Annotated in this window: 3 protein-coding genes; 2 read left to right on the plus strand and 1 reads right to left on the minus strand. The window is 70.8% G+C overall.

Annotation, left to right across the window (positions count from 1 at the left end; all coding sequences use genetic code 11):
• Nucleotides 1-98 precede the first annotated feature (98 nt).
• Complete coding sequence (locus AB0I32_RS07115; RefSeq protein WP_357504277.1) at nt 99-1,442, plus strand: MATE family efflux transporter; 1,344 nt, start codon at nt 99-101, stop codon at nt 1,440-1,442.
• Nucleotides 1,443-1,484: 42 nt separating this feature from the next.
• On the opposite strand, the gene AB0I32_RS07120 is transcribed toward AB0I32_RS07115, so the two are convergent.
• A complete protein-coding gene (locus tag AB0I32_RS07120) occupies nt 1,485-2,444 on the minus strand; it encodes a winged helix-turn-helix domain-containing protein (RefSeq protein WP_357504279.1) in 960 nt (319 codons plus the stop codon).
• Nucleotides 2,445-2,983: 539 nt separating this feature from the next.
• Between AB0I32_RS07120 and AB0I32_RS07125 the strand changes: the two genes are divergently transcribed.
• On the plus strand, nt 2,984-6,935 hold a 3,952-nt coding region (locus tag AB0I32_RS07125; RefSeq protein WP_357504281.1), incomplete at its 3' end, for a carboxypeptidase regulatory-like domain-containing protein.

Consider the following 6,935-nt stretch of genomic DNA (forward strand, 5'->3'; position numbering starts at 1 on the left):
GACAACCCTGTCCCCAGTTGTGGATAACCCCTGTGTAAAACATCACCATCCCCTCTGACCTGCATCAACGTCACCCCCAGCCTGTGGAGGAAAGAAAGTTGGGCGAGCCGCGCCACACTCCGGGTTTTCGGCGGTCCTTCGACCGGGAGATCCTCGCCCTCGCGGTACCTGCCCTCGGGGCGCTCGTCGCCGAACCCGTCTTCGTGCTTGTGGACAGTGCGGTCGTAGGGCATCTCGGCACGGCCCAGCTCGCTGGTCTCTCGCTCGCGAGCAACGTGCTCCTGACGCTCGTCGGGCTGTGCATCTTCCTCGCGTACACGACGACCGCGTCGGTGGCCCGGCTCACCGGTGCGGGCAAGGAGCGGGAGGCGCTGCAGTCCGGCATCGACGGGATGTGGCTCGCGCTCGGGATCGGCGCAGTCCTCGTCGCTGTCCTGCTGCTCGCCGCCCCGCTCACGGTGACCGCCCTCGGCGCGCACGGTGACGTCGCGCGGCACGCCGTGACCTACCTGCGCTGGTCGGCGCCCGGCCTCGCCGGGATGCTCGTGGTCCAGGCCGCGACCGGCGTCCTCCGCGGGCTGCGCGACACGCGCACCCCGCTGGTCGTCGCAGCTTCCGGCGCGCTGCTCAACGTGGGCCTGAACCTCGCGCTCGTCTACGGCGCGGGGATGGGGATCGCCGGATCGGGCCTGGGGACGGCCATCACCCAGATCCTCATGGCGGTGGTGCTCGGGGTGATAGTGGTGCGGGGCGCCCGGGCCCACGGATCGAGCCTGCGTCCGCACCGGGCAGGCATCCTCTCGGGTGCGCGGGCCGGCGTGCCGCTGGTGATCCGCACCCTCAGCCTGCGCGCCGCGATCCTGCTCACCGTGGTCGTGGCGACCGATCTCGGCGCGGTCGCGCTGGCCGGGCACCAGGTCGTGAGCTCCCTGTGGGGCCTTGCCGCGTTCGCGCTCGATGCGCTCGCGATCGCGGCGCAGGCCCTGGTCGGCCACGGGCTCGGCGCCGGCGACGTCGGGCACGTGCGCCTGGTGCTGCGCCGCTGCCTGCAGTGGGGCGTCGGCGCCGGGGCAGCGATCGGCCTGGTCCTGGCGGCGACCGGCTGGTTGATCGCGCCACTGTTCTCGCCCGACCCCGACGTACGCGTCGCGATCGCCCTCGGCATTGCCGTCTGTGGCGTGCTCATGCCGATGGCGGGCTGGGTCTTCGTGCTGGACGGCGTCCTCATCGGCGCGGGCGACGGCCGCTACCTCGCCTGGGCCGGCATGGCGACGCTGGTGGTATACGTTCCGTTCGCGCTCGCCGTCTCCGCCTGGGCACCCGATGGCGCACGGGGTCTCGCCTGGCTCTGGCTGGCGTTCGCCGGCGTGTTCATGGCCGCGCGCGCCGTCACCACGGGATGGCGTGCGCGGGGTGACCGCTGGCTGGTGACCGGGGCGTGATCCTGCGCCCCGGCCCGGCCCGGCCGTCCCTGAGCCTGCACCTCAGACCCGCACCCTGAGCCGGTAGCCCACGCCGCGCACCGAGGCGACCTCGACGTCGCGGACCGGCGCCAGCCGCTTGCGCAGCCGCTTCACCGCCGACGTCACCGGGTCGGAGTCGCCGAGGTAGGGCAGCTGCCAGACACGTGCGGTGAGCTCGGCGAACGACCAGACCCGGCCCGCCTCCAGGGCGAGGGTCGCGAGCAGGTCGAACTCCCGCGCCGACAGATACACGCGACGGCCCAGCGCGATGACCTCCCGGCCGGCCAGGTCCACGAGCAGCGGCCCGGCCACCAGCGGTTCCAGCGTCGGCGGGGCGGTCATCGGGATCGATCGGCTGACGGCGGGAACGCTGCCGGTCCGGTCCCGCACGACACCGGCACCGCCGCCGAGGGCCGGTTCGGGAACCGAGCCGGCGCCTCGCGCGGTGGCCCGGGCCGTCGTGGCGGTTGCCGCGTACCCGGCCGCCGGCCGGAGCGACGTCGGGACGGTCGTGTGCAGCACCGGCTGGGCCAGCACGCTGCCCGACGCCGGCCGGAACCGTCCGCGACGTCCAGCGGCCCCGGCGTCGGCCACGCCGGGCACCGGTGCGGGCGAGGCAGAGGACAGCGCTGTCGATGTCCGCTCGGCCGCGGCGAGCAGCGGAGCCTCGGTGAGGTTGTCGCTCTCGGGGAACCGGTCGGTGGAGTACTCAGGGAGCTGCCGACCGTAGGTCCGGTCCTCCGTCGGGCCGGGGTTGTCGTACCGCTCGGGCTGCGCGCCGAGGACACGCGGGCCTGCGTCGGCCGGGCGCCGGGGTGCCGCCTGGCTGCCGAGGACGGCGCGAGCGCCTTCCGCGTCGGGTGTGGCGAGCACCGTCGCCCGGCCACGGAGAAGATGGGCGATCTCGATGATCTGGTCCGAGGGAAGGCCAACGCAGACGACGAGGCCGGGAGCGGAACCTGGTGCGGGGTCGAGCGTCACGTGCGTCACCCTCCGTGGATGGGGCCGTTCGGGTACTTACCGGGGTGAAACCAGCCAGCGCGCGCCAGTTTGTCCTCGGCCCGTACCAATGAGGTCAATTTTTCGTTACCTGCGCGTTGCGTGCCGGAAATGACACATTCCCGCCCGGTTGGCATTTTTACGCCACAGATCACCCGTAAGGGGTGAATTATGGCCGAAAACGGGTGAAGTTCCGCCCGGGTTGTTGACACGAGTGGCCACCTCACACCCGACCGTGTTTTGACCGAGAAGTGACCGTCACCTGACCGTGAACGGACCTTGTTGCCGTGACCTGTGCGAACGACGGTTGGGGATGGCCCACGACCGTGGTCCGTGCAAGCGCATCCGGAGTCGTGGATGCGCCGGGTAATGGAGGGTTCATGCATCGTCGAACTGCTCTCGCACAACGCTCGACAACCGCCACAGCGGTTTTCGCGCTTGTCGCGACATCAGCGCTGAGCGTCGCCCCGGTGGCGTTCGCAGGAACGTCCCCGGCCACAGCGGCGACAACCACGAAGGCCGTGGCAGCCGACCCCGAAGACAAGTTCACCGACTTCGCGAGGGAGATGCTGGCCGAGCGCAAGACCGCCGACTTCTGGGTCGAGATGGCGGACGAGGCAGACCTGACCGACGCCCGGGGCGTCACGAACTGGGACGAGCGGGGGCAGCGTGTCTACGACGCTCTCACCAGCACCGCCGAGGCGTCCCAGGCGAGTCTGATCAAGCAGCTCGAGGCCGCAGGCGCCGACTACGAGAGCTATTGGATCAGCAACCGGATCCTCGTCCAGGACGGCACGCTGGCGCTGGCGGACAAGCTCGCGAAGAGCGGCGAGGTCCAGCGGATCAGCGAGACGGTGCAGCTGAACCTGGTCGAGCCGGTCAAGCGGACCGACGTCAGCGACAAGGGCACCCTTGCCGTCGAGTGGGGCCTTGACGCCATCAACGCCCCTGAGGTCTGGGAGATGGGCTACACGGGCGAGGGCATCACCGTGTCGAACATCGACACCGGCGCGCAGTACGACCACCCGGCCCTGGCCGACCAGTACCGCGGCAAGCAGGCCGACGGCACGGTCGTGAACGACTACAACTGGCAGGACACCTCCGGCTCGGCCGAGCTGCCGTTCGACGACAACGGTCACGGCACGCACACCATCGGCACCATGGTCGGCGACGACGGCAACGGCAACCAGATCGGTGTCGCACCCGGCGCCGACTGGATCGCCACGAACGGCTGTGACAGCTGCTCGGACGCCGCCCTGCTCTCGTCCGGGCAGTGGATCGTCGCCCCGACCAAGACCGACGGCAGCGACCCCGACCCGTCGAAGCGACCCAACATCGTCAACAACTCGTGGGGCCTCACCGCCGCGGGCGCCATCGACGACTGGTACACCGACACCACAGCGGCCTGGGAGGCCGCAGGCATCTTCGGCACCTGGTCCGCCGGCAACTCCGGCCCCGGATGCACGACGACGTCGTCCCCCGGCGCCAACACCGGCTCCTACTCGGTCGGCGCGTTCGACGTGAACGGCGCCATCGCCGGCTTCTCGTCCCGCGGCGCCGGCGAGGACGGCTTGGTCAAGCCCAACATCTCGGCCCCCGGCGTGAACGTGCGCTCCTCGGTCCCGGGTGACGGTTACGCCGCCTTCAACGGCACGTCCATGGCGGCCCCGCACCTCGCGGGTGCGGTGGCGCTGCTGTGGAGCGCGGCCCCCGCCCTCATCGGTGACATCGAGGGCACGCAGGCCCTGCTGAACGAGTCCGCCGTCGACACGAACGACACCACCTGCGGTGGTACCGCCGACGACAACAACGTGTGGGGCGAGGGCAAGCTCGACGTCGCCGCACTCATCGACGCAGCCCCGATCGGCGCCACCGGGTACGTCAACGGCACCGTGACCGATGCCGCAGGCGCCCCGATCGCCGGGGCCGACGTCACGGTCGACGGTGAGCGGGACCGCACCGTCAGCACCGACGAGGACGGCACCTTCAGCGCGCGCGTCGCCACCGGCGACTACACGGTGTCCGCATCCGCCTTCGGGTTCCTGCCCTCGACGCCGGCCCCCGCGGCCGTCACCGAGGACGGCACCGTCGACGTGCCGATCACGCTCGAGGCCGCCCCGTCGCACGCCGTGACGGGCACCGTCACGTTCGCCGGGTCGGGCGACCCGGTAGCCGGCGCCCCGGTCAGCCTCGGCAGCCACTTCGAGGACACCACCACCGGCGCGGACGGCACCTTCGCCTTCGCCGACGTCCCGGAGGGCACCTACCCGCTGACCGTGGAGATGGGCGGCTGCGCCTCCACCTACGAGGCCGACGTCGTGGTCGACGGCGCGAAGGACGTGCCCGTCGAGATCACCGCGGTGACCGACGACTTCGGCTACTCCTGCGCCACGTCGACCGGCGACTACCTGCAGGGCGACACCAAGTCGACCCTCACCGGCGACGACGTGCAGACCTCGCTCGACCTGCCGTTCAGCTTCCCCTTCTACGGCGTGAGCTACGACAGCGCGTTCGTCACCTCGAACGGCCACCTGAACTTCCTGGCCGGCACGACGAGCTACGCGAACGGCGCCATCCCGAGCAGCGCGGCACCGAACGCCGCCCTGTACCCGTTCTGGGACGACCTCAACCTCGACGCGGCCGCCGGCCTGTACACCGGCACGACGACCGTCGACGGCAAGGACGCGTACGTCGTCGAGTGGCGCAACGTGCGCAAGTACAGCCCGGCCACCGACCGGCTGAGCTTCTCCGTCACGCTCGTCGAGGACGGCACGGTGATCTACGGCTACGGCGAGACCACCGACACCGACACCGCCAAGGGCAGCTCGGCGTCGATCGGTATCGAGAACGAGTCCGGCACCGTCGGCATGCAGTACTCCAACAACACTCCCGCGGTCTCCGCGGGCCTGAGCATCACCTACACGGCACCCGTCCTCGCGTTCCTCGAGGGCACCGTCACCGACCTCAACACGGGTGACCCCGTCGAGGGCGCCACCGTCACGGCGACCGCCGATGGCGTGACCCGGACCGCCACGTCGAGCGAGGACGGCAGCTACTCGGCCATCGCCCTTCCCGGCGACTACACCGTGGAGGTCACGGCGCCGGACTACGAGTCCGAGTCCGGCACCGTCACCCTCGAGCCGGAGGGCACCGGCACGTTCGACGCGGCGCTCGCCGCGGGCAAGCTCGCCGTCAGCACCGGTTCGATCAGCACCACGCTCCCGCTGGGCAGCTCCACGACCAAGCGGTTCACGGTGAAGAACGAGGGCACCGCGCCGGCCGACGTCGAGCTGGTCGGCACCGGTGGTGGCTTCGACATCCTGGGGGCCGAGGGCGCCGCCGTCATCCAGCACCCGCAGGGCGAGGCGACCGTCGCCAGGTCCACGAAGCCGTCGGCGAAGGTCGGCGGGTCGCTCGGTGCCTCGGGTACGCGGCTCCAGGCCGCGGGCAAGGGGACCACGGGCAAGGTCGTGACGCCGGAGTCCATCCCGGTGTCGCCGAACGCCACGACCATCACCCACTCGACGTCGCAGGAGATCGCCGAGCTCAGCTCGGCCTCGTGCGGTGGCCTGGCGGGGACGACGGAGAACCACTTCTTCCGGACGTTCACGCTGAGCGACTTCGGCATCGACGGTGATTTCGACGTCTCGGAGGTCTCCTTCGGGGTGGAGCAGGCGACGGCGCAGACCCTGACCGTCAACCTCCACACCCTGGACGGCGCCCTCACGTTCGCCAACCTGACCAAGATCGGGACGGCCGACGTCGCCATCCCGGCCTCGACCCTGACGATGATCTCGGTGCCGGTGGCGGGCGAGGTGCCGGCCGGCTCCACGCTCGTTGTCGAGGTCGTCTCGGCCAACCAGCAGGCGAACGGTGGCGTCTTCTACATCGGGTCCAACGGTGCGGGGCAGAGCGCGCCGTCGTACCTCTCCGCCACCGACTGCTCGCTTCCGGAGCCGGCGACGACGGACTCCATCGGCTGGCCCGACATGCACATCGTCATGAACGTCTCCGGTGACACTGCCGGCGGCGGCATGGACTGGGTGACGACGACTCCTGCCGAGTTCACGCTCGCACCGGGCCAGAGCAAGACCATCACGGCGGCCCTGAACGGTGTGGTGTCCCAGCCGGGCACGTTCACCGGCAAGCTGGTGGCCGACGCCGCCACGCCCTACGACGCCCCGTCGGTGGACGTGTCCATGAAGATCAACCCGCCGAAGAGCTGGGGCAAGCTCTCCGGCACCGTTGGCGGCTTCACGCCCGACGGCGTCGTGTCGCTCGGGGACGCGGTGGTCCAGCTCAACGGCCGCTTCTCGGCGGTCACCCTGGTCACCGGGGCCGACGGCACGTACGAGTACTGGTTCGACAAGTCGGAGCGCACCGCGCAGATCATCGCGACGGCCAACGGGTACGTCCCGCAGGTCGGCTCCGCGAAGGTGACGGCGGGTACCAACGTCGTGACCGACTTCGAGC

The organism is Promicromonospora sp. NPDC050249 (genome assembly GCF_040656015.1).
In the GTDB taxonomy this organism is placed as follows: domain Bacteria; phylum Actinomycetota; class Actinomycetes; order Actinomycetales; family Cellulomonadaceae; genus Promicromonospora.